The 25,177-nt window shown below is 66.4% G+C and carries 22 protein-coding genes; 18 read left to right on the top strand and 4 right to left on the bottom strand.

Annotation, left to right across the window (positions count from 1 at the left end; all coding sequences use genetic code 11):
• Nucleotides 1-6 precede the first annotated feature (6 nt).
• Nucleotides 7-996 (top strand): methylmalonyl Co-A mutase-associated GTPase MeaB, encoded by a 990-nt coding sequence (meaB, locus tag IPJ87_01345; protein MBK7940522.1) that lies wholly within the window; start codon nucleotides 7-9, stop codon nucleotides 994-996.
• Here meaB and IPJ87_01340 read toward each other — a convergent pair.
• Nucleotides 968-1,489: a hypothetical protein gene (locus IPJ87_01340; GenBank protein MBK7940521.1), complete on the bottom strand. Its 522-nt coding sequence runs from the start codon at nucleotides 1,487-1,489 to the stop codon at nucleotides 968-970. The genes meaB and IPJ87_01340 overlap by 29 nt on opposite strands.
• Before the next feature lie 108 nt (nucleotides 1,490-1,597).
• Between IPJ87_01340 and IPJ87_01335 the strand changes: the two genes are divergently transcribed.
• Genes IPJ87_01335 through IPJ87_01315 form a run of 5 tightly spaced genes read left to right on the top strand, consistent with a single transcriptional unit; the run spans nucleotide 1,598 to nucleotide 6,841 of the window.
• A complete protein-coding gene (locus IPJ87_01335) occupies nucleotides 1,598-2,791 on the top strand; it encodes a pyridoxal phosphate-dependent aminotransferase (GenBank protein MBK7940520.1) in 1,194 nt (397 codons plus the stop codon).
• On the top strand, nucleotides 2,791-3,789 hold the full coding sequence (locus IPJ87_01330) for a D-glycero-beta-D-manno-heptose-7-phosphate kinase (protein ID MBK7940519.1): 999 nt from the start codon (nucleotides 2,791-2,793) through the stop codon (nucleotides 3,787-3,789). Before IPJ87_01335 ends, IPJ87_01330 begins: the two co-directional genes overlap by 1 nt.
• A complete protein-coding gene (gene ubiE / locus IPJ87_01325; GenBank protein ID MBK7940518.1) occupies nucleotides 3,789-4,502 on the top strand; it encodes a bifunctional demethylmenaquinone methyltransferase/2-methoxy-6-polyprenyl-1,4-benzoquinol methylase UbiE in 714 nt (237 codons plus the stop codon). The genes IPJ87_01330 and ubiE overlap by 1 nt, the downstream gene beginning before the upstream one ends.
• Nucleotides 4,503-4,544: 42 nt before the next feature.
• On the top strand, nucleotides 4,545-5,279 hold the full coding sequence (locus IPJ87_01320) for a PorT family protein (protein ID MBK7940517.1): 735 nt from the start codon (nucleotides 4,545-4,547) through the stop codon (nucleotides 5,277-5,279).
• Complete coding sequence (locus IPJ87_01315; protein ID MBK7940516.1) at nucleotides 5,276-6,841, top strand: FAD-binding protein; 1,566 nt, start codon at nucleotides 5,276-5,278, stop codon at nucleotides 6,839-6,841. The genes IPJ87_01320 and IPJ87_01315 overlap by 4 nt, the downstream gene beginning before the upstream one ends.
• Here the strand turns inward: IPJ87_01315 and IPJ87_01310 are convergent.
• Nucleotides 6,832-7,578: an RNA methyltransferase gene (locus IPJ87_01310; protein ID MBK7940515.1), complete on the bottom strand. Its 747-nt coding sequence runs from the start codon at nucleotides 7,576-7,578 to the stop codon at nucleotides 6,832-6,834. The genes IPJ87_01315 and IPJ87_01310 overlap by 10 nt on opposite strands.
• A gap of 153 nt (nucleotides 7,579-7,731) precedes the next feature.
• On the opposite strand from IPJ87_01310, the gene IPJ87_01305 reads away from it, so the two are divergent.
• The 12 genes from IPJ87_01305 (at nucleotide 7,732) to purE (ending at nucleotide 22,136) form a co-directional block, all read left to right on the top strand.
• A complete protein-coding gene (locus IPJ87_01305) occupies nucleotides 7,732-10,062 on the top strand; it encodes a BamA/TamA family outer membrane protein (protein ID MBK7940514.1) in 2,331 nt (776 codons plus the stop codon).
• Between the two features lie 67 nt (nucleotides 10,063-10,129).
• Nucleotides 10,130-11,203 carry a class I fructose-bisphosphate aldolase gene (locus tag IPJ87_01300; GenBank protein MBK7940513.1) on the top strand — a complete coding sequence of 358 codons (1,074 nt, stop codon included), beginning with the start codon at nucleotides 10,130-10,132 and terminating at the stop codon, nucleotides 11,201-11,203.
• Between the two features lie 81 nt (nucleotides 11,204-11,284).
• Nucleotides 11,285-12,130: an acetyl-CoA carboxylase carboxyltransferase subunit beta gene (locus IPJ87_01295; protein MBK7940512.1), complete on the top strand. Its 846-nt coding sequence runs from the start codon at nucleotides 11,285-11,287 to the stop codon at nucleotides 12,128-12,130.
• An 80-nt stretch (nucleotides 12,131-12,210) separates the two neighbouring features.
• Nucleotides 12,211-12,480: a 30S ribosomal protein S15 gene (gene rpsO, locus IPJ87_01290; protein ID MBK7940511.1), complete on the top strand. Its 270-nt coding sequence runs from the start codon at nucleotides 12,211-12,213 to the stop codon at nucleotides 12,478-12,480.
• A gap of 169 nt (nucleotides 12,481-12,649) precedes the next feature.
• Nucleotides 12,650-14,896, top strand: coding sequence for a polyribonucleotide nucleotidyltransferase (locus IPJ87_01285; GenBank protein ID MBK7940510.1), 2,247 nt, complete (start codon nucleotides 12,650-12,652; stop codon nucleotides 14,894-14,896).
• A 143-nt stretch (nucleotides 14,897-15,039) separates the two neighbouring features.
• A complete protein-coding gene (locus IPJ87_01280) occupies nucleotides 15,040-15,906 on the top strand; it encodes an RNA polymerase sigma factor RpoD/SigA (GenBank protein ID MBK7940509.1) in 867 nt (288 codons plus the stop codon).
• 98 nt (nucleotides 15,907-16,004) lie between these two features.
• Entirely contained in the window at nucleotides 16,005-16,652 is a 648-nt protein-coding gene (locus tag IPJ87_01275; GenBank protein ID MBK7940508.1) for a ribulose-phosphate 3-epimerase, read from the top strand.
• An 82-nt stretch (nucleotides 16,653-16,734) separates the two neighbouring features.
• The gene (locus tag IPJ87_01270; GenBank protein MBK7940507.1) at nucleotides 16,735-17,529 is read left to right on the top strand and encodes a class I SAM-dependent methyltransferase; all 795 of its coding nucleotides are present in this window, start codon (nucleotides 16,735-16,737) and stop codon (nucleotides 17,527-17,529) included.
• 89 nt (nucleotides 17,530-17,618) lie between these two features.
• Nucleotides 17,619-19,724 carry a hypothetical protein gene (locus tag IPJ87_01265; protein ID MBK7940506.1) on the top strand — a complete coding sequence of 702 codons (2,106 nt, stop codon included), beginning with the start codon at nucleotides 17,619-17,621 and terminating at the stop codon, nucleotides 19,722-19,724.
• Nucleotides 19,725-19,842: 118 nt separating this feature from the next.
• Nucleotides 19,843-20,451: an outer membrane beta-barrel protein gene (locus IPJ87_01260; GenBank protein ID MBK7940505.1), complete on the top strand. Its 609-nt coding sequence runs from the start codon at nucleotides 19,843-19,845 to the stop codon at nucleotides 20,449-20,451.
• A 72-nt stretch (nucleotides 20,452-20,523) separates the two neighbouring features.
• Nucleotides 20,524-21,636 (top strand): ATP-grasp domain-containing protein, encoded by a 1,113-nt coding sequence (locus IPJ87_01255; GenBank protein ID MBK7940504.1) that lies wholly within the window; start codon nucleotides 20,524-20,526, stop codon nucleotides 21,634-21,636.
• Complete coding sequence (purE, locus tag IPJ87_01250; GenBank protein ID MBK7940503.1) at nucleotides 21,633-22,136, top strand: 5-(carboxyamino)imidazole ribonucleotide mutase; 504 nt, start codon at nucleotides 21,633-21,635, stop codon at nucleotides 22,134-22,136. The genes IPJ87_01255 and purE overlap by 4 nt, the downstream gene beginning before the upstream one ends.
• Before the next feature lie 42 nt (nucleotides 22,137-22,178).
• Here the strand turns inward: purE and IPJ87_01245 are convergent, their stop codons facing one another.
• Together IPJ87_01245 and IPJ87_01240 are read right to left on the bottom strand one after the other, a co-directional pair.
• Complete coding sequence (locus tag IPJ87_01245) at nucleotides 22,179-22,784, bottom strand: L,D-transpeptidase family protein (GenBank protein ID MBK7940502.1); 606 nt, start codon at nucleotides 22,782-22,784, stop codon at nucleotides 22,179-22,181.
• Between the two features lie 41 nt (nucleotides 22,785-22,825).
• Complete coding sequence (locus IPJ87_01240; GenBank protein MBK7940501.1) at nucleotides 22,826-25,159, bottom strand: TonB-dependent receptor; 2,334 nt, start codon at nucleotides 25,157-25,159, stop codon at nucleotides 22,826-22,828.
• Between the last annotated feature and the right edge of the window lie 18 nt (nucleotides 25,160-25,177).

Raw genomic sequence — 25,177 nt, 5'->3', positions numbered from 1 at the left:
TCGACAATGGGAACGGAGGAGCAGGACCTGATCGCCGCCATTCGGTCCGGTGACCGTGGCGCACTGGCCCGTGCGATCACCTTGGTGGAGAGCCGCAGGCTGGAGGACAGGGCGCGCCTGTCGGCCTTGCTCGGCACACTCACCGGCCTCGGCGCCAGCCTCCGGATCGGCATCACCGGCATCCCCGGAGCGGGCAAGAGCACCCTGATCGACGCGTTGGGCTCGGCCTTGCTGAACCGTGGCCACCGGGTGGCGGTGTTGGCGGTGGACCCCAGCAGCCAGCGGACCGGTGGCAGCATCCTCGCGGACAAGACGCGCATGCACCGGTTATCCACCGACCCCCGGGCCTTCGTGCGGCCCACGGCCACTGGGGGCACATTGGGGGGGCTCGCCCTGCGAACGCGTGAAACGATGCTCTTGTGCGAGGCGGCCGGATACGATCGTGTGCTGGTGGAGACCGTCGGCGCCGGGCAGAACGAATCGGATGTCGACCGGGTGACCGACCTGACCGTGCTCCTGCTGATCGCCGGTGCGGGTGACGAGCTTCAAGGCATCAAACGGGGCATCATGGAGTCCGCCGACGTGGTGGTGGTGACCAAAATGGACCTGGCCCCGCCCGCCATGGTCGGCGCCGCGGTGAACGACCTGGTCCACGCCATCCAGCTGATGCCCTTGCGGGACGGTCGCCGCCCACCGGTGCTCCGTTGCTCGGCCATCACCGGGGAGGGGGTCGATGAACTGGCGGACCTGCTGGAGGACCTCGGCGACCAGTGCATGTCCACCGGATCGCTGATGCAACGAAGGAATCGACAGGCCGTGTACTGGTTACATGCCGGCCTGGGGCAGGCCTTGTTGGGACACGCCCTCCAGGATGAACGCCTTGCCGCCGCGCTTCCGGGCCTGGAGGCCCAGGTCTCCACCGGGGCGATCGATCCGACGGTGGCCGTGGATCGGCTGATGCGCCTGTTCAGAACAGGCGGCGCACCTCCTCTTTGAGCATCAGGATCGCCTCCTGGGACGGCAGATGGCTCAAGCGGGACGCGGTCTCGAACACCCGTTGACTGAGCTCAGTGCCCGGGGACTGCTCCCCGCATTGTTCGAACGCGATGTTGATGATGCGGATCGTCTCCTCCTTGGCCTGTTTCACCCGCGTCCACGCTTTGTCCGACACGTAGACCTGCTGGGTGACGTTGTGCTCGTACTCCTCGCGGATGGTGGCCGTCAGCTCCGCGTGCAGCATTCGGGTCGTCATGTTGCTCTTGTGCACTCGCAGCACCAGTCCACCGGGAGAGATCCGCTCCAGGAAGAGCACCAACCGCTCGTAGGCCTGAAGGCGGAGCGGAAGGGTATGCCTGCGGTCCTCCTTCCGCTGTTCAGCCGTCCGCTCACCCTGCCGGGCCTGCATGAACTGACGGATCAGGTAGAACGCCGTGAGGAACACCACCACGGAGGGCAGCACGGCGATGAGCAACAGGGTGAAGGGCTCCATGCGTGGACAAAGATGTTGACGAATATCGGCACGGGAGAGGCCCGGCCGGGGCGCACCCCCGACCGCTTGCCTAGTTTTGCCGCTTCTGTCCAAGCAGGCCCCGCGTCCATGCGTCCTTCCGTGCTCGTCCGTTCCATACAAGAACCCGCCACCCTGATGATGGCCCGGCGTTGCCGCGAACTACGTGCGCAAGGAAGGGATATCATCGACCTGAGCCTCGGGGAGCCCGACCATGACCCGCCCTCATTCGCACTGGAGGCGGCCCACATGGCGATCAACGGCCCTTGGCACAAGTACCCCCCCGTGAACGGCTTCGCCGATGTGCGCCAGGCCATCGCCGACAAGCTGCGCAGGGACAATGGCCTGGACTACCACCCGGACCAGGTGGTGGTGAGCACCGGTGCCAAACAGGCCATCATGAACGCGGTCCTCAGCCTCGTGGGCCCAGGCGACGAGGTGGTCATTCCCGCCCCCTACTGGGTGACGTACCGCGAGCAGGTGCGCATGGCCGGCGCCACCCCGGTCATCGTGCCGTCCTCCTTGGAGGAGGAGTTCAAACCGCCCATCGCCCGGATCGCAGCGGCCATCACCCCGCGTACACGGCTCTTGATGTTCAGTTCGCCATGCAACCCCTCCGGCTCGGTGTTCACTCCCGCTGAGCTGCAGGAGCTGGCCCGCGTGGTGGCGGAGCACCCCGACCTGTTGGTCATCAGTGACGAGATCTACGAGCACATCGTGTTCGACGGTCACCACACCTCCTTCGCCACCTTTCCGGGCATGATGGACCGGACGGTCACGGTGAACGGGCTTTCCAAGGCGTTCGCCCTCACCGGCTGGAGGGTGGGGTACATCGCCGCGCCTGCCTGGATCGCCAAGGCCTGCAACACCGTGCAGGGGCAGTTCACCAGCGGGGCCAACAGCATCGCACAACGGGTGACCCTGGCCTGCATGCAGGCCGACCCGGCCCTGCTGGCCCCGATGCGGTCCGACTTCCTGCGACGCCGCGACCTGGTGGTCCACGGCCTGGCCGGGGTGCCCGGGTTGCGCTGCAACCGGCCCATGGGCGCGTTCTATGTCCTGCCCGACGTCTCCGCCTGGCTGGGTCGCACCCATGAAGGCCGCACGATCACCACCACGGAGGACCTGTGCATGACCCTGCTCGATGGGGCCGGGGTGGCGGTGGTGGACGGCGATGCCTTCGGCGCCCCCGGCACGATCCGCATCAGCTACGCCACTGCGGACGCCAAACTGACAGAGGCCATCCAGCGTCTGCGTTCCTTCGGGGAACGACTACAGGCATGATGAACGTCCACGACAGGTTCCAGGCGTTCGCGCATACCGAGGCCCTCGTCCTGGGCGATGTGATGCTCGACGCCTATCTCTGGGGTCGCGTGGACCGGATCAGCCCCGAAGCACCCGTGCCCGTGGTGCATGTGCAGGAACGCAGCGCGCGATTGGGCGGCGCGGCCAACGTGGCCCTCAACCTCCGCGCCCTCGGCGCCCGGCCCATGGTGATGACCATGATGGGCGACGACGAGCACGCCGCCCGGCTGGACCACTTGTTCGGCGGCCTCGGCCTGCCGACCGAAGGCCTGTTGCGCAGCGCCCAACGCCGGACCACGGTGAAGACCCGCGTGATCAGCGGCCATCAGCATATCGTGCGGGTGGACGAGGAGGACGACCATGTGCTGGGTGAGCGGGACAGCGAGCGCTTGCTCGACGCCGTGAAGGCACGCGTGAGGTCGGCCCGCCCCGGGGTGATCGTCTTCGAGGACTACGACAAGGGCGTGCTCAGTCCGCCGTTCATCCGCGAGGTGGTGCTTCTGGCACGCGCCGAAGGCATCCCCACGGCCGTGGACCCCAAGAAGCGCAACTTCATGGCCTACCAGGACGTGGACCTCTTCAAGCCCAACCTGAAGGAACTGCGGGAGGGCCTGCGGATGGAGGTGCATGCGAGCGATGAGACCCAGCTGCGCCGGGCGGTGAAGGCCCTGGAGAGCGCCTTGGGCAATCGGCTGACCCTGGTGACGCTGAGCGAGCATGGCGTGCTCGTGCATGGAGGCACGGAGGACCACCTGATCCCCGCCCACGTACGCACCATCGCCGATGTGAGCGGCGCCGGTGACACGGTGATCGCCGTGGCGGCGCTGTTGCTGGCCCAGCAGGCACCGGCGCGCACCCTCGCCGCTTGGGCCAACCTCGCCGGCGGATTGGTCTGCGAACAGGTGGGCGTGGTACCGATCGACCGCGACCTGTTGCTGGCGGAATGCCTCGCGCTGCCGGAAGCCGACCGCGCGTGATGAGCGTGAAGCCCTACGCAAAGGAAGGCTCGAAGCGCGAGCAGGTCGAACACATGTTCGACGCCATCGCGCCGCGATACGACCTGCTGAACCGGTTGTTCAGCCTGGGCGTGGACCGGGCCTGGCGCCGACGCGTGCTGCGGATGCTGCGCGAGGAGCCGGTGGAGCGCCTGCTCGATCTGGCCACAGGAACGGCGGACCTGGCCCTGCTCTGCGCGCGGCATGCCCGCTCCGTGGTGGGTGCGGACATCAGCGAGGGCATGCTGTCCCATGGTCGCACCAAGGTGGCCCGGGCCGGGCTTGCCGACCGGGTGGAGCTCGTTCGTGCGGCCTCTGAGTCCCTTCCCTTCCCGAACGGCAGGTTCGATGCGGTGACCGTGGCCTTCGGTGTGCGCAACTTCGACGACCTGGACCAAGGCCTCCGGGAGATGCATCGGGTGCTCCGTCCGGGCGGCCGGGTGTTCGTTCTTGAGTTCTCCAAGGCCCGCGGCCTCATGGGGACCCTGTTCCGCCTCTACTTCCACCGGGTGATGCCTGTCGTGGGCCGCTGGGTGAGCGGTGACGCCAGCGCCTACACTTACCTGCCGAGGTCCGTGGAGGCCTTTCCCGAGGGGTTGGCGTTCGAGCAACGCCTTCGTGCCGCTGGGTTCGACAGCATCACCTCCAAGCGTCTGTCCGGGGGCATCGCCACGCTCTATGCCGCACGAGCCTGAACGCCGCAGGCAAGGATCGCTGTCTACCTTCGTTGCGCATCCATGAAGCGCCTCCTTCCGCTGCTGCTGCCGCTGTGCTGGCTCATTCCGGGCGATGCCCTGCCGCAGATGACCGGACCGGTGAAGGGGATCAAGACCGAGCACCTGCCGAACTTCGACCTGCGGCGGTTCCACTTCGGCTTCCTGCTGGCCTACAACACGTCCGACTTCTTCATGAAGCTCGACCCGCAGGCCTACTCGAGGGACAGTGTGATGGCGATCGACCACCTGCGCAAGCCGGGCTTCAACCTCGGGATCATCGGTTCGCTGAACGTGACCACGAACCTCAGCCTGCGCTTCATCCCCTCGCTCTCGTTCCAGGACCGTGTGCTGCGCTACCGCTTCCGGCGCAGCGATGGCACCGAGGTGGTGTACGAGAAGCCCGTCGAGAGCACCTATCTGGAGTTCCCTCTCCTTCTGAAGTTCCGCAGCGACCGCATCAACAACTTCGCGGTGTACGTGGTGGCGGGCGGCAAGGCGGCGATCGACATGGCCAGCCAGAAGGACGTCAACAACGCCATCGACGAGGAGGTGGTGGTGAAGCTGAACCGGTTCGACTATGCCGCGGAGGTCGGTGGGGGCTTCGATTTCTTCCTGCCCTATTTCAAGTTCGGCATCGAGCTGAAGACCGGCATCGGGATCCCCAACCTGCTGATCGACGACGGCACGCGGTTCAGCTCGCCGCTGCAGAGCATCCGCACGAAGACCTACGTACTGACCTTCACCTTCGAGGGATGACGGGCGATCCACGGACGGTGGAGCTGGTGCTTTCGCCCGGCGAGGCCGCCGACCCGGTGCTCGTGCGGGCCGCGGCGTTGGAGGCCGCTGGCCAGCCGGCCCACGCCGACCTCACGCACCGGGTGCTCCGCCGGTCCATCGATGCGCGGAGCCGGCCGCCGCGCGTCCGTCTTCGTGTGGCCCTGGAACAACACGCCGCGGTGGAGCGGACGCCCACCTTCGGGCCTCATGATGTCCGCAACGCCCCGCCCGTGCACATCGTGGGCTGCGGCCCGGCCGGCCTCTTCTGTGCCCTGCGCGCCATCGAGCTCGGCCTTCGACCGGTGCTGATCGAACGCGGCAAGGATGTTCGCGCACGCCGACGCGACCTCGCGGCGATCAACCGGGCCCACGTGGTGGACCCCGACAGCAACTACTGCTTCGGGGAGGGCGGCGCCGGCACCTACAGCGATGGAAAACTGTACACGCGCTCCACGAAACGCGGTGATGTGCGTGGCGTCCTCGACCGGCTGGTGGCCTTCGGCGCTTCACCGGACATCCTCGTGGACGCTCATCCACATGTGGGGACCAACAAGCTACCCGGCATCATCACCGCCATGCGCGAGGCCATTCTGGACGCCGGAGGTGAAGTGCTCTTCGGCCGGCGTGTCACCGACCTGATCCTGGAGCACGGTCGGCTTCGTGGTCTTCGTACCCTGGATGGCACCGAGATGCCCGTGGACCGCGTGGTGCTGGCCACGGGGCACAGCGCGCGCGACATCTTCAGGCTGCTGCACATGAAAGGGATCCGCATCGAGCGCAAGGACTTCGCCCTTGGCGTGCGTGTGGAGCACCCGCAGGCGGTGATCGATTCGATGCAGTACCACTGCGCCACACGCGACCCTCTGCTGCCTCCGGCGAGCTACGGTCTGGTGGAGCAGGTGGACGGCCATGGGGTGTACAGCTTCTGCATGTGCCCGGGCGGCATCATCGCGCCGTGCGCGACAGCGCCCGACGAGGTGGTGACCAACGGATGGAGCCCGAGCAAGCGGAACAACCCGTTCGCGAACTCAGGCCTGGTGGTGGACACGCGAAGCCTGCACCTGCCCACCGGCGCCCTTGCGGGCATGGAGGCCCAGCGGACCGTGGAGCACCTGGCCTGGCGGATGGGCGGCGGCACTCAGCGCGCACCAGCGCAGCGCATGGAGGACCTCATCGCCGGACGATCGAGCAGCGATCTGCCCGCCTGCAGCTATCCGCCCGGCATCATCAGTGCGCCGTTGAACGAACTGCTGCCCCCCCCGGTGTTCCAGCGCCTGCGAACGGCCCTGGTGCGCGTGGGGAAGCGCATGCGCGGTTACCGCACCAACGAGGCCGTGCTCGTGGCCGTGGAGAGCCGAACGAGCAGCCCCGTGCGCATCCCGCGCGACCCGGACACGCTGGAGCACCCGGAGGTCGAAGGGCTCTATCCCTGCGGGGAAGGAGCAGGCTACGCAGGCGGGATCGTGAGCGCCGCCATGGACGGCATGCGGGTGGCGGAGCGCATCGCCGTGCGCACGGGCCGTTCCGTCGATCACGATTGACGGCGGCGCTCGAACTCCATGCACAGGGCCGTGGCGGCCATCGCCACGTTGAGCGACTCCGCGCCTCCCCCGCCCGGCACCCGCACCACCTGATCGGCCTGCCCCCTCACCGCGTCCGAAAGCCCGTGTGATTCACTGCCGAGCACCAGCACGGCCGGGCGACGCAGCCCCACTTCGAACGCGGGTGCGCCGGTCATGTCGGCCGCATACACCTGCGCCCCATCACCCCGTGCGCGCGACAGCCTGTCCGGCAGCGCCACGGCGAACACGTTCACCCGGAAAACCGAACCCATGCTGGCCTGAACGGTCTTCGGGTTGAACGGATCCACGGAACCCTCGGCGCACCAGATACGGCGGATCCCGAACCAGTCCGCCAACCGGATGATGGTGCCGAGGTTCCCCGGATCGGCCACGCCATCGAGGGCCAGCACCAGCTCGGCCGCATCCAGCGGCCCGTCATCGCATTGCGGGGGCAGGTCCACCACCGCGATCAGCTCATTGCCCTGCTCGAAGGTGCCCAGGCGCGCCAGCCGATGCGGGGGGGCGATGCGCAGCAGATGTTCCGGCACCTCCGTGGTGCGGGCCGCCTCTTCCGTGGCCACCACGAAGCGCACCGGCCACCCGGACCGCAGGGCTTCGCTCACCAGCTTGCGTCCCTGGGCGAGGAACGCACCTTCGGTCCTGCGATGCCGCCGCTCCTGCAGCGTACGTGTCAGCTTGAACTCCGCCTCCGTCAACCTGTCGGATATCTTTGGCCTTCGCCAAAACTAGGGACCAGCAACTCCTCCGTGTATCCGCGGACCACGCATATCGTGCTGCCGGTGGTCCTATTACTGGCCCTTTCCGCGTGCGACCCGGCCCGGCGCGTACCAGGGGACCGACACCTCCTCGTGAGGTCGAAGGTGGAGGTGAAGGACCAACGGGTGAACAAGGACGAGCTGGCCTCGCTGATGAAGCAGCGGCCCAACAAGCGCATCCTGGGCCTGCGGTTCTACCTGACGATGTACAACCTGCCGTCGCCTGAGCGGCTGGCCCGACGCAAAGCCCGGAAGGCCGAACGCACAGCGGAGTCCAATGCCAGGCGCGCCCAACGCGGCAAGCCGCCCAAGGAGCCGGGCCGCACCTTCGGCGAATGGCTGCGCGACGCGGTGGGTGAACCGCCGGTGGTGCTGGATAGCACCCTGACATCCCGCACCGTGGCCCAGATGCGGATGTACCTGTTGCGCGAGGGCTTCTTCAAAGGCGAGGTCACCGATTCGATCTCCTACCGCGGGCGCCGGGCCCGCTTGCGTTACCATGTGATGCCCGGCGAGCCCCATCGCCTGCGCACCATCCGCTTCACAGTGGACGACCCCAGCATCGAGGATTACCTGACGAAGACCTGGGACGGCTCGCGCCTGCGGAGCGGTGAACGGTTCGATGCGGACGAGCTGGAGGCCGAGCGTGACCGCGTGACCGGCGTGCTGCGTGAGCTGGGATACATCTACTTCCACCGGGACCTGGTTTCCTACGACGCCGATACCGCGGCGGGAGACCACCAAGTGGACGTACTGATGCGTTTGTCCCGACCGATGGCCGATCGGGCCGCAGGTCTTCGGGGCTCCAGGGAGGGCACCATTCATTATGTGGGACGGGTCACCGTGGACGCCACGGGCTCCTTCGCCGGCCGCGCGACCACTCCTGTGGACACACTCGTACGCGACGGATACAGCTTCCTCTTCCAAGGCCGGAAGCCACGTTATCGGCCACAGGCCTTGTTGAGCGCTGTGTATTTCCATCCGGGCGATCGCTACCAGGCCAGCATGGCGGACCGGACCTTCCGCCGATTGACCAACCTGCGTGTCTTCGACCGGGTGGACCTCCTGTACGATACGGTGGGCACCGGAGCCAGGGACGTGGGGAACTGCACGATGCGGTTGACGCCGGCCAAGCAGCAAGGCTTCACGGTGGAAGGCTTCGGGACCAACCGCGGCGGCTTCCTCGGCACATCGATCAGCCTGGCCTATCGCCACCGCAACGTGTTCCGCAACATGGGATCCCTACAGGCGCAGGTGACCCTCGGCCTGGAAGCTCAGCAGAGCATCACCGGCCAGGAAACGGGCACCGGCGAGACCAGCACAGCCGTGGGCCGGGATGTGCTCTTCAACACCGTGGAGATCGGCCCCGAGCTCACCCTGCGGTTCCCGCGCCCTTTCGTTCCGGCCCGCTGGTTCGCCAAATCGGCCGCCCCACGCACCACCTGGACCGCGCTGTACAACTACCAACGCCGACCGGACTATAACCGCACCCTGGCTCGGACGAGCCTTGGGCTCGAATGGACCGAGAGCCCCCGGGCCACGGTGGGCGTCTTCCCGGTGGACCTCAACATCATCCGCATCCCTTTCCTTACCGATGCCTTCCGGAACTACCTGCAACAGGCCAACGACCCGGTGCTCACCGACAGCTACACGGACCACCTGATCATCGGGGCCCGGGCGTTCTACACCTTGAACACCCAGGGCACGGCCAAAGGACGGGATGTGGTCTTCCTGCGCACCTCCCTGGAGACCAGTGGCAATCTGCTGAGCGGCGTGGCCGGCCTGCTGGGCTGGGAGCGCACCACGGACACCAGCGGCAACAGCTTCCACACCATCGACGGCGTGCGGTTCGCGCAGTTCGTGAAGCTGGACGCGGACCTCCGCTACTATCGGCACCTGCACGAAAAGAGCCAGTTGGTGTTCAGGGCCGCCGCCGGAGTGGGCGTACCCTTCGGCAACCTCGGCGTACTGCCCTTCGAGTCCAGCTTCTTCGTGGGCGGCGCGAACGGCCTGCGGGCCTGGCGGGCGCGCTCGGTGGGTCCGGGATCCTATGCTGCGCCTCTGGTCGCCTACGACCGCATCGGCGAGGTGCGGATCGAGGCCAACGCCGAGTACCGGTTCAAGCTGGTGGGCTTCTTCGAGATGGCCCTCTTCGTCGACGCCGGCAACATCTGGTACTTGAAGGAAGACCCCCAGCGCCCGGGCAGCGGGATCGACAGCGATCTGCTGAGCGACCTGGCCATCGGCGTGGGGGCCGGCCTGCGCCTGAACTTCGACTTCTTCCTGGTGCGCTTCGACCTGGGTTTCCAGACCAAGGACCCCGCGCTGCCCTCCGGGGAGCGGTGGATCTTCGAACGCACCCGCGAGGAGCGGGCCCTCAGCGACCTGGCCAACCTGAACCTCGGGATCGGGTATCCGTTCTGACCGAACAGACCCGGTTCGACACCCCTGACCGCTTTCCGTAGTTTTGACGCCCATCCGCACGCACCGCATGCCCACCGCCACCAAGACCGCCCGCATCGAAGAACTCCTCGGCCAGGACGCCGACCGCCTGCTCGGACACCGTTGCACCACCATCGGCAAGGACCAGCTCAACCTGCCCGGTCCCGATTTCGTGGACCGCTGTTTCGTGGGCAGCAACCGGAGCCCCCAGGTGCTGCGCAGCCTGCAGGCCCTGTATGGGACGGGGCGCCTGGCCCACACCGGGTACATGAGCATCCTGCCGGTGGACCAGGGCATCGAGCACAGCGCCGCCGCAAGCTTCGCCCCGAACCCCATCTACTTCGACGGGGAGAACATCGTGAAGCTCGCGATCGAGGGCGGCTGCAACGCAGTGGCCAGCACTTACGGGGTGCTCGGGAGCGTGGCCCGCAAATACGCCCACCGCATCCCCTTCATCGTGAAGATCAACCATAACGAGCTGATGACCCTGCCGAACAAGTTCGACCAGGTGCTCTTCGGCACCGTGGAGAGCGCGTGGGACATGGGCGCCGTGGCCGTGGGTGCCACCATCTACTTCGGCAGCGATGAAAGCACGCGGCAGCTCACCGAGATCGCCGAGGCCTTCCAGCTCGCCCATGAACTGGGCATGGCCACCATCCTGTGGTGCTACCTGCGGAATCCCGGCTTCAAGAAGGACGGCGTCGATTACCACACCGCTGCCGACCTGACCGCACAGGCCAACCACCTCGGTGTCACCATCCAGGCGGACATCATCAAACAGAAGTTGCCCGAGGTGAACGGCGGCTACAACGTGTTGAGCGGATACGGCAAGACCCACAAGAAGGTGTACAGCGACCTGACCACGGACCATCCGATCGACCTGTGCCGATACCAAGTGGCCAACTGCTATATGGGCCGCATCGGCCTGATCAACAGCGGTGGTGCAAGCAGCGGCGAGAGCGACCTGGCCGAGGCCGTGCGGACCGCGGTGATCAACAAACGCGCCGGGGGCCAGGGTCTCATCAGCGGCCGAAAGGCCTTCCAACGCCCCATGGGCGAAGGCATCCAGTTGCTCAACGCGATCCAGGACGTGTACCTGGACAAGAAGGTCACAATAGCCTAGGAGAAACCCGATACAGGCAAGCGGAAAGCTGAAACGGGATCCGGTTTCCAGTTTCAGCTTTCAACGTTCAACTTTGCGCTCATGGGCTGGTTCACACGCACCAAGGAAGGCATCACCACCTCCACCGAGGAGAAGAAGGAGACGCCTGAGGGGCTCTGGTACAAGTGCCCGGAATGCGACGAGATCATGACCTCGGAGGATCACGAGAACAACCTCTGGGTCTGTGGCAAGTGCGAGCACAACGAGAAGATCGGCAGTGAGGAGTATTTCGCCATCCTCTTCGACGACCAGAAGTACACCGAACTGCACGCCGACCTGGTGGCCGGTGACCCGCTGAAGTTCGAGGACACCAAGCGCTACACCGACCGTCTACAGAAGACCCGCACGGACACCGGGCTCAACGATGCGTTGCGGGCGGCGGAGGGCAAGCTGGATAAGCGGATGGTGGTGATCGCCTGCATGGATTTCCGCTTCATCGGCGGAAGCATGGGCAGTGTGGTCGGGGAGAAGATCGCCCTGGCGGCCGACCAGGCCATGAAGCGCAAGTGCCCGCTCATCATCATCAGCAAGAGCGGTGGCGCGCGCATGATGGAGGCCGGTTTCAGCCTGATGCAGATGGCCAAGACCAGCGCCAAGCTCACCCAATTGGCGGCCAAGCGCCTGCCATACATCAGTGTGCTCACCGACCCTACCACCGGCGGTGTGACGGCCAGTTTCGCCATGCTCGGCGACCTGAACATCGCCGAACCGAAAGCGCTGATCGGCTTCGCCGGCCCCCGGGTGGTGAAGGAGACCATCGGCACCGATCTGCCCAAGGGCTTCCAGACCAGCGAGTTCGTCCTGGAGCACGGCTTCCTGGACAAGATCGTACCCCGCAAAGACCTGAAGGCCAGGCTTTCGCAGTTCATCACCTTCTTTCAGGCCTGAGGGGGATCCCGGGACCTGAAAACCCCTATCTTTGCCGCCTCAACACGGAAGGATGTCGTGTTGGACCAACGCGGACGACCATGTACCTGACGAAAGAGGCCAAGCGCGAGATCTTCAAGAAGCACGGTGGCACCGAGATGAACACCGGAGCGGCCGAGAGCCAGATCGCGCTCTTCACCAAGCGCATCGACCACCTGACCGGGCACCTGAAGGCCAACAAGAAGGACCACGCCACGGAGATGGCCCTGATGGGCCTGGTGGGCAAGCGCAAACAGCTCCTGAACTACCTGAAGGAGCAGCATTTGGAGCGCTACCGCGCCATCATTCAGGAGCTTGGGCTACGCAAGTGACCCCAGTGCGACCGCCGGGCATATGGCGGCGCCTGGACATCAATACTGAACCAAGGGCGATCGTGAGGCACGGTCGCCCTTTTTCATAACCCGGGGAACATCCCGGACCATAGGTCAACAGAGCGAAAATCAACCAAAGCAACGGCGCGAAAGGCGCGCCAATACGAACATGAGACCACAAGGCATTTCCAAGACCATCGACCTCGGAGACGGTCGGCCCATCACCATCGAGACCGGCATACTGGCCAAGCAGGCCGACGGCTCAGTGACCGTGCGCATGGGCGACACCATCCTGCTCGCCACCGTGGTGGCCACCAAGGAGGCCCGTGAAGGCATCGACTTCCTGCCCCTGCAGGTGGAGTACCGTGAGAAATTCAGCGCCGCCGGCCGCTTTCCCGGGGGTTTCTTCAAGCGCGAGAACCGCCCCAGCGACCACGAGATCCTCGTGAGCCGCCTGGTGGACCGCGCCCTGCGCCCCTTGTTCCCCGATGACTTCCATGGGGACACGCAGGTGCAGATCATGCTGATGAGCCACGACAAGAAGAACCACAGCGACAGCCTGGCCTGCCTGGCCGGCGCCGCCGCCCTGGCCGTGAGCGACATCCCCTTCGACGGCCCGGTGAGCGAGGTGCGCGTGGCCCGCATCAACGGCCGCCTGGTGATCAACCCCGACATGGCCGAGGTGGTCAATGCCGACCTCGACCTGATCGTGGCCGCCACCGAGCGCGACATCCTGATGGTGGAGGGCGAAATGAACGAGGTGCAGGAAGCCGACATGATCGAGGCCATCAAGGTGGCACACGATGCGATCAAGGTGCACTGCAAGGTGCTGAACGAGCTCGCCGCCGCCGTGGACAAGAGCCATGTGAAGCGCACCTACGAGCACGAGAAGAACAACGCCGAGGTGGAGAAGAAGATCTTCGACTTCTGCTACCAGCGCTACTACGACCTGGCCCTGCAGCCCAGCGGCAAGGAGGAGCGCAGCGCGAAGTTCGGCGCCGTGAAGGAGGAGTGCCTGGCCAGCCTCACCGACGAGGAGAAGGCCGACAAGGCCATGCTGGGCCGCTACTTCAAGAAGGTGCAGAAGAAGGCGGTGCGCAACGTAGTGCTCGACAAGGGCGTGCGCCTCGATGGCCGCAAGACCACCGAGATCCGCCCCATCTGGTGCGAGATCGACCTGCTGCCCGGCACCCACGGCAGCGCCGTGTTCACGCGTGGTGAGACGCAGGCCATCAACACGGTGACCCTGGGCAGCTCGATGGACGAACAGACCGTTGACCTGGCCACCGAGAAGAGCAGCAAGTCCTTCATGCTGCACTACAACTTCCCCAGCTTCAGCACGGGCGAAGTGAAGCCGATCCGCGGCCCCGGCCGTCGTGAAGTGGGCCACGGCAACCTGGCGCAGCGCGCGCTGCAGCCCATGATCCCCACCGCGCCGGACAACCCGTACACCATCCGCCTGAACTGCGACGTGCTCGAGAGCAACGGCTCCAGTTCCATGGCCACCGTGTGCAGCGGCACCCTGGCCCTGATGGACGCCGGCGTGAAGATCAAGGCCCCGGTGAGCGGCATCGCCATGGGCATGATCAGCGACGGCAGCCGCCACGCTATCCTCAGCGACATCCTCGGCGACGAGGATTTCCTGGGCGACATGGACTTCAAGATCTGCGGTACCGCCAAGGGGATCACCGCCACCCAGATGGACATGAAGGTCGACGGCCTGCCGTACGAAGTGCTGGCTCAGGCCCTCGAGCAGGCGCGCCAGGGCCGCATGCACATCCTCGGCGAGATGCTCAAGACCATCGACAAACCGCGTGAGGACTACAAGCCGCACGCCCCGCGCATCATCACCTTCGAGGTGCCGAAGGAGAGCATCGGACCCATCATCGGCCCGGGCGGCCGCGTGATCCAGGAGATCCAGGCCGAGACCGGCGCGCACATCTCCATCGACGAGGTGGAAGGCGTGGGCATCGTGGAGATCATGAGCGAGAACAAGGCGAGCATCGACGCCGCCGTGGCCCGCGTGCGCGCCATCGCCTTCCCGCCGCAAGCCGAGATCGGCGTGAACTACCGCGGCAAGGTGAAGACCATCATGCCCTACGGTGCGTTCGTGGAGATCTTCCCCGGCACCGACGGCCTGCTGCACGTGAGCGAGCTGGACTGGAAGCGCATCGAGCGCGTGGAGGACGTGCTGAAGGAGGGCGAGGTGATCGACTTCCAGGTGGTGGGCAAGGACCCGCGCACCGGCAAGTTGAAGCTGAGCCGCCGTGTGCTGCTGCCCAAGCCCGAAGGCTACGTGGACCGCGAACCCGCCATGGAAGGCGCCGGCCGCGAGCGTCGGGACCGCGGTGACCGTCCCCGCCGGGACGACCGCCCGCGCCGCGACCACGGTGGTGCGCCTCCCGAGCAGAACTGACCCGGACCCAACCGACCGCAGGGCCGCCCGAAAGGCGGCCCTGCGGCTTTCAGTCCCGTGCGTGCCTCTCGTAACCAGCGCGGCCCATGAACCGTTGAACAGGGTGCTCTTCGCTTAACACCCTCAGCCCACATATGGCACGCATGCGGCAATTGAAGATCACCAAACAGGTGACCAACCGGGACACGCCGTCCCTGGACAAGTACCTGACGGAGATCGGGAAAGTGAAGTTGATCACGGCCGAAGAGGAGGTGGAGCTCGCCCGCCGCATCAAGGAAGGTGACAATGACGCCCTGGAGGCGCTCTGCAAGGCCAACCTGCGCTTCGTGGTGAGCGTTTCCAAACAGTATCAGGGGCAGGGCCTCAGCCTGCCCGACCTGATCAGCGAAGGCAACCTCGGCCTGATCAAGGCGGCCAAGCGCTTCGATGAGACGCGCGGCTTCAAGTTCATCAGCTATGCCGTATGGTGGATCCGTCAGCAGATCCTGCAAAGCCTCGCCGAACAGGCCCGCATCGTCCGTCTGCCGCTCAACAAGATCGGCTCGATCAACAAGATCAACAAGGCCTTCGCCAAGCTGGAGCAGGAGCACGAGCGGCCGCCCACCGCGCATGAACTGGCCGAAGTGCTGGAGATGACCCTCGAAGAGGTGAAGACCAGCCTGAACAACACCGGCAAGCACCTGAGCATGGACGCCCCGTTGCGTGAAGGCGAGGACAGCGGCACCATGCTGGACCTCATGAAGAACCAGGACCTGCCCGACCCCGAGGAGGCGCTGATGACCGACAGCCTGCGGCTCGAGATCGAACGCAGCCTGGACGCGCTGAGCAGCCGCGAAGCCGATGTGATCCGCCTCTACTTCGGGCTGAAGGGCAACCAGCCGCACACCCTGGAGGAGATCGGCCAGAAGTTCGACCTGACACGCGAACGCGTGCGCCAGATCAAAGAAAAGGCCATCCGCCGACTGAAGCATACGGGCCGTTCGCGCACCCTGCGCGCCTACCTGGGCTGACCCATCACCGTTTCCTTGAAGGCCGCCTCCTCCACGGGGCGGCCTTTCCCATTCACTGTCCGGCCACAGTGCCGGAGCGGCACCTACTTTCGCCCCAGATGCCGCACATCCTCGCCCCTTCCCTGCTCTCGGCCGACTTCACCGACCTGCGCGCCGCCGTCGCGCTCGTGAACGACAGCCCGGCGCAATGGCTGCACCTCGATGTGATGGACGGTGTCTTCGTGCCCAACATCAGCTACGGCATCCCGGTCGTCAAGGCCATCCGACCGCTCACCCGGAAGGTGTTCGACACGCACCTGATGATCGTGGACCCCGACCGCTACATCACGGCGTTCAAAGAGGCCGGTGCGGACGTGCTCACCGTTCACCTGGAGGCCTGCACCCACCTGCACCGCACGGTGCAGGCCATCAAGGCCCAGGGGATGAAGGCCGGGGTATCGATCAATCCCCACACGCCGGCATCGGCCCTGGAGTCCATCCTGCCCGACCTGGACCTGGTGCTCGTGATGAGCGTGAACCCGGGCTTCGGCGGGCAACGCTTCATCGAAGGCACCTACCGCAAACTGGACGCCCTGCGTGAGCTGCGCCAGCGGACCGGCTCCAGCGCCTTGATCGAGGTGGATGGCGGCGTGGGCACGGACAACCACCGCAGGCTGGTGGACCATGGCGCGGACGTGCTCGTGGCGGGCAACAGCGTGTTCGGGGCCGCGGACCCGCGAGCGGCCATCACCACCCTGCTCTCCTGATCGGAGGCAGCGTCGGCGCATCGCACCACGTCCTTCACCTGCTGGCGCGCGGCCTTGTGGTCGTCGTACCTTGCCCTTCACGATGGAGCCCCTGCACCAGGACCGTTCCGTGTTCGACGCCGAGTTCGTGCACAACCGCATCGGGCTGGTGCAGCGCCGCGCCATCTGGGCCTACCTGGAAGCCCTGCTCCGCAACCCCGGCATGCATGTGCTGGAGCTGAACACGGGCGACGCCACCGACGCCGTGCACCTGGCCCGACAGGGCCATCGGGTGATCGCCACCGACCAGAGCCCCGAGCTGATCCGCCAGGCCCGGGAGCGCGTCCGTCAATACGGGCTGGAGGACCGCATCCTGCTTGAACTGTTGCCGAGGACCGGGCTGCACGGACAGGTGTGGCCGATGCTCTTCGACCTAGTGCTGTCCGACATGGGCGGTCTGAACCAGTATGACGAGGACGACCTGGTGGCGATGATCCATGCCGTGGCCGAACGGATCCGCCCCGGCGGGCGCTTCGTGGCCGTGATCCAGCCCGATCGATGCATCCGGGAGACCCTGCATCACCTCCTGCGGTTCCAGTGGCGGGAAGCGTTCCAACGCGGGCAACAGCGCGCGGAGCTCGCCGGCCTGAGCGGCACGGGGGTGGTGCGCTGGAACCATGCGCCGGCGACCGTGGAGCGGCTTACCGCGCCGTGGTTCCGCACCGTGAACATCCGACCGGTGGGTCTGTTCGTACCTCCCACGCACCTGGTGCACCGGTACGGGCATCGGCCCAAGGCGCTCGATCGCTTGTCCCGCCTGGATGAGCTGGTGGCCGGATGGCGTTGGACCGCGCGATATGCCGACCACTACCTGATCGACCTGGAACGCCGGCGTTGATCGTTGGCAACATTCGACAGGCCGACCGCTGCGCTCGGACCGGACAGGTCTAGTTTCGCGGCCTCACGCCACGTCCCCATCCCCATCCCATGCGCTTCCTGCTGACGACCCTGTCCCTGCCCATGATCCTCGGTACCGCCACCGCCCAGGATCATTGCATGGCCGAAGTGATCACCCGGAGGCACCTCATCGCCCACGGCGGCACCGGCGACCTGGCCACCGCCCTGCGTCAGGTACCTCGCGGCAGTTCCCGCGGTGGCCTGCAGACCGTGCCCGTCGTGGTGCACGTGGTGTGGAACACCGCCGCGGAGAACGTGCCCGACGCCTCGATCACGCAGATGATCGATCAGATGAACCAGGACTACCAGCAGGTGAACGCCGACCTGAGCACGGTGCGCCCGGCCTTCACCGGTGTGATCGGCAACGGAGGCATGGAATTCTGCCTGGCCACCGTGGACCCGAACGGCAACCCGACCACGGGCATTACCCGGACCCAATCCTCGGAGACCTGGTTCGATCCGGACACGGAGACCGACGACATGAAGTCACCTCCGAAGGGCATCAGCCCGTGGGACCCCGACCACTACCTGAACATCTGGGTGTGCGACATCACCAGCGGGGCCACGGGAGGCACGGTGACCGTCGGTTATGCTTACCTGCCTGTGGGCGGTGTGGTGGGGTCGGGCATCGATGGGCTCGTGATCGACTATGACTACGGATTGGGCGCCGGCGAGCGCACGGCCACTCACGAGATCGGACACTACTTCGGCCTGCTGCATCCCTTCGACAACGGCAACTGCACCGACTCGGACGGCTTCTCCGACACCCCGCTCACCAACAGCCCCACCTTCACCTGCAGCAACACCAACCTGATGAAGTGCGGGGTCCTCACCCAGTATGAGAACTTCATGGACTACGCCTCCTGCAGTGTGATGTTCACCGACCAGCAGGCCGCCTCGATGCAGGGCGTGCTGAACGGCGCACGCGCTTCGCTGTTGAACAGCCCTGCCTGCGGCACCGTACCCTCCGGCCCCTGCATTCCGACGAGCGGGCAAGGCCCCGCGGACGGTGACTACATCGATGGGGTGCAGCTCGGCTCGATCAACAACCTGGGCACCGGTGGCACGGGAGGCCCCGGCTATGTGGACTACACCGGCCAAAGCACCACCCTGATGCGGGGGTCCGGTCAGGTCCTGCAGGTCACCGCCGGCACCTACGTGGGTGATGCGTTCGCCGCCTGGATCGACTACGACCAGGACGACCTGTTCGAGGCGGGCGAGAAGCTGGGGGAAGTGTCGAACACCTCGGCCGGTCAGGTCCTGTCCATCCCCTTCACCGTGCCGGTGAGCGCCGCCATGGGCCAGGCGCGGATGCGGGTGCGGGGCGTGTACCTCAACACGGGGGAGCCCGACCCCGCGGACCCCTGTTTCGATTACAACTGGGGCCAGACGGAGGACTACACCGTGGTCATCACCACCCCGGGAGGTCCGTGCATCCCCACCTCGGCGAACGGCACCGCCGATGGCGATTTCATCCAGAGCGTGCAGTTGGGCGCCATCCAGAACATCGGCACGGGCGGAACGAGCATGCCCACCTACAGCGACTATACGGCCTTGAGCACCGATCTGGTGCGGGGTGACAGCTACACCCTGCAGGTCACCGGAGGCACCTATGTACCGGATCAGGTCGCGGCCTGGATCGACATGGACCAGGACGGACAGTTCGAGGCGGGTGAGAAGCTGGGCGAGCTGACCAACAGCGCCCCGCTCCAGAACCTGTCCTTCCCCTTCACCGTGCCCTTGAGCGCTTCCCTCGGTGGCACCGTGATGCGCGTGCGCAGTGTGTACACCAACACCGGTGAGCCCGATCCGGTGGACCCCTGCTTCAACTACGCCTGGGGCGAAACGGAGGATTACACCGTGGACATCACGACCTCCACCGGCCTTGTCGCGAACGCGACCGCCGGAGTGCAGGTACTTGTCCGTGAAGGCCGGGCCGAACTGCTGGGAGAGGCGGCGGTCGGACATCTCTACCGCGTGGTGGACGGTATCGGCCGCCTGGTGGCCGAAGGCCGCATCCGGACGGATCGCACGACCATCCTCGCCAGTGGTGCTCCAGCGGGCGCGTATCAGGTGCTCGTGATGGGAGACGGTCGGGACCCGGTCGTCCTGCGCTTCATCCTCACCGGCGAGTAGACCACGGTCGACCGCTCACCTTCGCTCGTCGACCGGCGTCTACCGTCCGGCGGATCTCCGTTCGTGGTCCGAAACCTCGGGGAATGACGCCCGTACGCGTCTGTACATCCGTGTCGCCATGAGTCACCGGAAGGCAGCCACCCTCGCCCTGATCCTGACCGTTGCGGGGGCCACCGCCCAACGATCGGCGATCGGCGTCAAAGGTGGCGTGGTGCTGAGCACCGCCCGGTCCGAACTGGTGCGGTACGGGCTGGTGCCGGGTGCTACGCTCGGCCCCTACGCGGCGTTGGGCGTGAGCGACCGGATCGAACTGCAGCCCGAGCTTCTCGTGAGCCTGCAAGGCGCCTCCTACCTGGTGGGTGAGGATGAGGCCCGGTGGGTGGACCGCCATCTGTACGCCCAGCTTCCGGTATCGGTGAAGTTCTTCGTGAGCAACACGTTCAACCTGCACATGGGCGGCCAGCTGGGCTGGTTGCTGTTGGCGCGCACGGAGACCGTGGAGGAAGCCCGCACCACCACCGATCGCTTCGTGCCCCTCGATGCCGGTATCATCGCCGGGCTCGGCCTGGACCTGATCGGTGGTACGGACCTGACACTGCGCTACTATGGCGGTGTGACCCCGACACTGGCCCAGGACAGCACCGTCTACCCGCGCAACAACACGCTTCAGTTCACCGTGGGGTACCGGTTCAAGCCGTTCAAGCGTCGGCCTGCCCGCCGGCGCTGAGGCCAGGGCTATCTTTGGCCCGTGCGCCAACGGCCGATCATCGCGTTGCTGGGCGGCGGCCAGCTCGGCCGGATGTTCATCGAGAACGCCCTGCGGTACGACGCGCGGGTGCATGTGCTCGACCCCGACCCACAGTGTCCGTGCGCCGGCATCGCTGAGCATTTCGTGCAGGGATCCTTCGCCGATCACGACACGGTACTGCGTTTCGTGCAAGACGCCGATGTGGTGGGCATCGAGATCGAGCATGTGAGCGTGTCCGCCTTGGACGCGGCGCGCGCCATGGGTAAGCGCGTGATCCCCGATCCGTCGGTGCTGCGCACCATCCAGGACAAGGGCGCTCAAAAGCTGTTCTATCGGGACCACGGCATCCCCACCGCACCGTTCCGGCTGGTGGACGGGCGCGCCGCGCTGCTCGCCGCACCGCCCACCTTCCCGGCGTTCCTGAAGGCGCGGACCGGCGGCTATGATGGCAAGGGGGTGATGGCACTGCATGGGCCGGAGGACCTCGCACGCGCCTTCGAAGCACCGGCCGTCGTGGAGGAGCAGGTGTCCGTGGCGCTGGAGCTTGCGGTATTGGTGGTGCGTGATGCGAAGGGCAACACGCTGGCGTACGACCCGGTGGAGATGGTGTTCGACCCGCGCTACAACCTGGTGGACCACCTTCGTGCACCGGCCCGTCTGGACGCCGTGACCCTGGACCACGCGCGGAAGCTGGCCGTTCGGGTGGCGGATGCCTTCAGCGCTCCGGGGCTTTATGCCGTCGAGCTGTTCCTCACCACGGACGGCGCCCTGCTCGTGAACGAGACCGCACCCCGCGCGCACAATTCAGGCCATCATACCATCGAAGCCTGCGCGAGCAGCCAGTTCGACCAGCTGCTTCGGCTCTACCTCGACCTGCCCATCGGTGACGCCCGGCTTCGGGCCCATGCGGCCATGGTGAACCTGGTGGGTGAAGGCGGTCGTGGTGAGCCGGTGCTGAACGGGCTCTCCGACATCGTGCATGTGCCGGGCTCCTTCGTGCATCTGTATGGCAAGCGTGAAACGCGCGACGGCCGGAAGATGGGCCATGTGACCCTGCTGGCCGGGGACCACGACGCACTGGACCAAGGCATCGCCGTCACCCGCCTGCACGGGCGCGTGGTGTCGGCCGCTCCGAACGCGACCTCAACACCCACACGGACATGATCGGGATCATCATGGGCAGCCGCAGCGACCTGGAAGTGATGCGCGAGGCGGCCGACACGCTCAAGGAGTTCCAAGTGGAGCATGAGCTCACGGTGGTGAGCGCACACCGCACGCCGGAGCGCATGTTCGAGTATGCCCGCACGGCACGCACACGCGGGCTGAAAGCCATCATCGCCGGCGCCGGCGGTGCCGCGCATCTGCCGGGCATGGTGGCCAGCCTCACCACCCTGCCGGTGATCGGCGTGCCCATCCGCAGCCGCAACAGCATCGACGGCTGGGACAGCCTGTTGAGCATCGTGCAGATGCCCGCTGGGGTTCCCGTGGCCACCGTGGCCATCAACGGGGCACGTAACGCCGGGCTCCTGGCCGTGCAGCTCCTGGGCGCCCATGACCCGGCGATCGCCGATGCCCTTGAGCGCTTCAAGCACGAGCAACAGGCCAAGATCCACGACGGGATCGGCGTGCTTCGCCAGCAGTTCCCGAACCGCTTCGACCAGTAAGCGCAAGGTCAGGTACCCGACCTTGCGCACCGGGACCGAGGCTCAGGGTCCGATCTGCACGATCGTTCGTCCGGGGATGATCAAGGCGTACACCTCGTCGAGGTCCGCGTTGCGCATGGCGATGCAGCCCAGGGTCCAATCGACACCCGTGGTGATGAGGACGTCCATGCCCTCCGGAACGCCGTGGATGCCGATCTCGCCGCCGATGTCCGCATCGGCCGGGATCTCTCCGGAAGCACGACGCCTTTCGAACCGCGTGCGGCTTTCGGCGTTGGGGTAGTCGATCCACGCGAACCGATGCCACTCCCCATGCGGGTATTTGTCGCGGAAGGTGAAGCGTCCCTCGGGCGTACGCCGATCGCCCTGCATGCGTTTGTCCCCTTCGGGCGATCCGCCCAGCACCACGGCGTAGCAGCGCAGGGCCTCGGTGCCGCGCATCACGCACAGCCGTCGGTCGCTCTTGTCCACGTGCAGCTCCAGTGCGTCCAAGCCCACACCGAGGCTGTCCAGGAGCGCGCTCAACGGCACCGAAGCACCGGTCGGCCCGGGAACGCTCACCGCCCCCTCAGCGGGGTCGCGTGGAACATGATCCGAGGTGCACGCCGTCCCGACCAGGAACGGAACCAACAACAGGGATGGGATGCGCATGAGCATGGAACGGTGCGTGGACCCCGCTCGTATGCTCCGCCTCAGCCGGCGCGCCTGCCGAACGTGTAGCCCAGCCGCAGCAACACTTCCACGCCCCGCGCATCGGCGTAGTACCTGAAGCGGTCCATCAGGTCGCGGTATCGTGTATTGAGCAGGTTGTTCCCCTCGATGCCGACGCGGAGGATGCCGCTTCCCATCCGGCGCTCGATCGCCGCGCTGAGCCCCAGAAGGTGGTAGGTGGGCGGGGGATCGGCCAGGTCGAGGTCCACGGGATAGCGTGTCTGACGCAGCACCAGGGTCGAGCGAACGGCCACTTCAGGGCGCATGCGGCTCCCCTGATCTCCGCCTTGCCAGGCCAGCAGCAGCCCACCACGGTCGGAAGGCATGAGGTAGAGCCACTCATCGCGCACCAGGTCCCGGCCCCGTACGATGCTCCATTCGAGGGTGGTGCTCCAGCTGCGCGAGAGCCGCAGGCGAGCACGCCCGTCGACTCCCCAGATGAACGCATCGGTGGCGGTGTAGCGGAACACGGGGAACGCACCGCGGATCGTGAGCTCCACGCCATCCGGGCGCAGTTGGATGAACCCATCGGCCCGGCCGGCATGGAGCGAGACGATGCCTGTGAGCCTGCCGCGCCATGCACTGCCTTCCAGATCGATCGTGCCCTTGATCATGCGTTCACTGCCCAGGCTTGCGTCCCCTTCCTCGATGGCCGCTGCGCCGTGATGCAGGCCCGCGCTGTACAGCTCGCTCACGTGCGGCGGCCTGAACGCGGAGCTGAGGTTGAACCGGAGCCGCAGGCTGTCCGAAACGCCCCAGTTGGCCCCCAGGCTCCCTGCGCCGTTCAGGAATCGGAGATCGGACGTGATCGGCCGGTCATTCGCGTCGTACGTGTAGACAGTGAGGCCAGCGCCCTCCATCCGGGCCCCGGCCTCCAGTTCCACCCGGTCGCCGAGCGGCAGGTGCTCCAGCACGAAGACACCCAGCAGGTTCCGCCGAAAGTCCGGGATCAAGGGGCTGACGCCGGTGCCCGGGATGTTCACATTGGTCTGCAACAGCCCATTCGCCCCGACCTTGCCGTGAAGCCGCGCGCCCACGTGGTGTTTCAGCACGAGGTCGGCCGAGTGCGTGGCCAGGAAGAGGTCGAGCGCGGGACGCGCACTGCGCCCGGCGCGCCGGATGTCATACTCCTGCCTGTCATTGGCCTGGTAGGCGTAAGTGACCTCCAACTGCCCGCGCCGCGCGACACGAAGCTCGCCATGCGCCTTGAACAGGTGGTGCCGCACGGTTTGCCGCGGCGCGTCGATGGCATGGGTGAACGGCGCTTGATACCACGGATCATCCCGGGCGATGGCGTTCTCCAGGTCGGTGAGGTTGCCGATGTGCGCCGCCCGCAGGATGCCCACCTCCCGCGCCAGATAGCTGTAGTAGAGCTCCACACCATGGCGGGGGCGATGATGCCCCACGGCGACCGACCCGGCGCCTTCCCGCAGTCCGGTGTTGCTCAGCACGTATCCCGGAGCCTGGCCATCGCCCAGCAGGCGGCCGGAACCCTGGATCCGCCAACCCGGGCCCCGCAGATGACCGATGCCACCTTCGAGGACGGCCTGCGCGGTGCCTCCCAGACCGTTGCTGGTGCCCACCACGCCGACGGCGCCGCCCACGCCACCTTCACGCGGCAGCTCCACGGGCGATGTGAGGACGACCCCGCCAAGAGCATCGCTTCCATACTGCACCGAGGCGGCGCCCTTCACCAGTTCGATGCGGTCGGTGCTGAACGGATCGAGGTCCGGGGCGTGCTCCCCGCCCCACTGCTGATCCTCCTGCCGCACCCCTTGATTGAGCGTGAGCACGCGGTTGCCGGAAAGGCCTTGCACGACCGGTTTGGCGATGACCGGACCGGAGCGCAGCACGGTGACCCCCGGGACGCTGGCCACCATCTCGGCGAGGGAGCGTCCCGCGGCCCGCTCCATGTCGGCCCTGTCCACCACGGCCCTGGACATGCCCACGTTCTCGTCGGGCCGTTCGCGCACCACCTCCGCCTGCTTCAGCTCCTCGGCATGATGCTCCAGCCGCACGGTGATGGCGCGATCGAACTGCATCTCCACTTTCCGCAGCACCGGCTGACAGCCCAGGTGTTCGATGCGGAGCTCCAGCGGTCCGGGGCAGAGCCCCTTGATCACGAACCGTCCTTCCGCATCGGCCACCACACCCGCGTCCTTGCCCACGATCACGACCTCCGCGAAGCCCAACGGTGCCCCGTCATGGTCATCCACCACGGAGCCGGACAACACCAGCGTGCACCCTTCCTGGGCGCGGAGCTGGACGCCGAACAAGAGAACGAGCAGGGCCGACGAGGGCCGGATGAAGGACATGGCAACAGGGAACAGGGA

Source organism: Flavobacteriales bacterium (assembly GCA_016713875.1).
GTDB lineage: Bacteria > Bacteroidota > Bacteroidia > Flavobacteriales_F > PHOS-HE28 > PHOS-HE28.
This window is presented reverse-complemented; position numbering and strand designations above follow the sequence as displayed.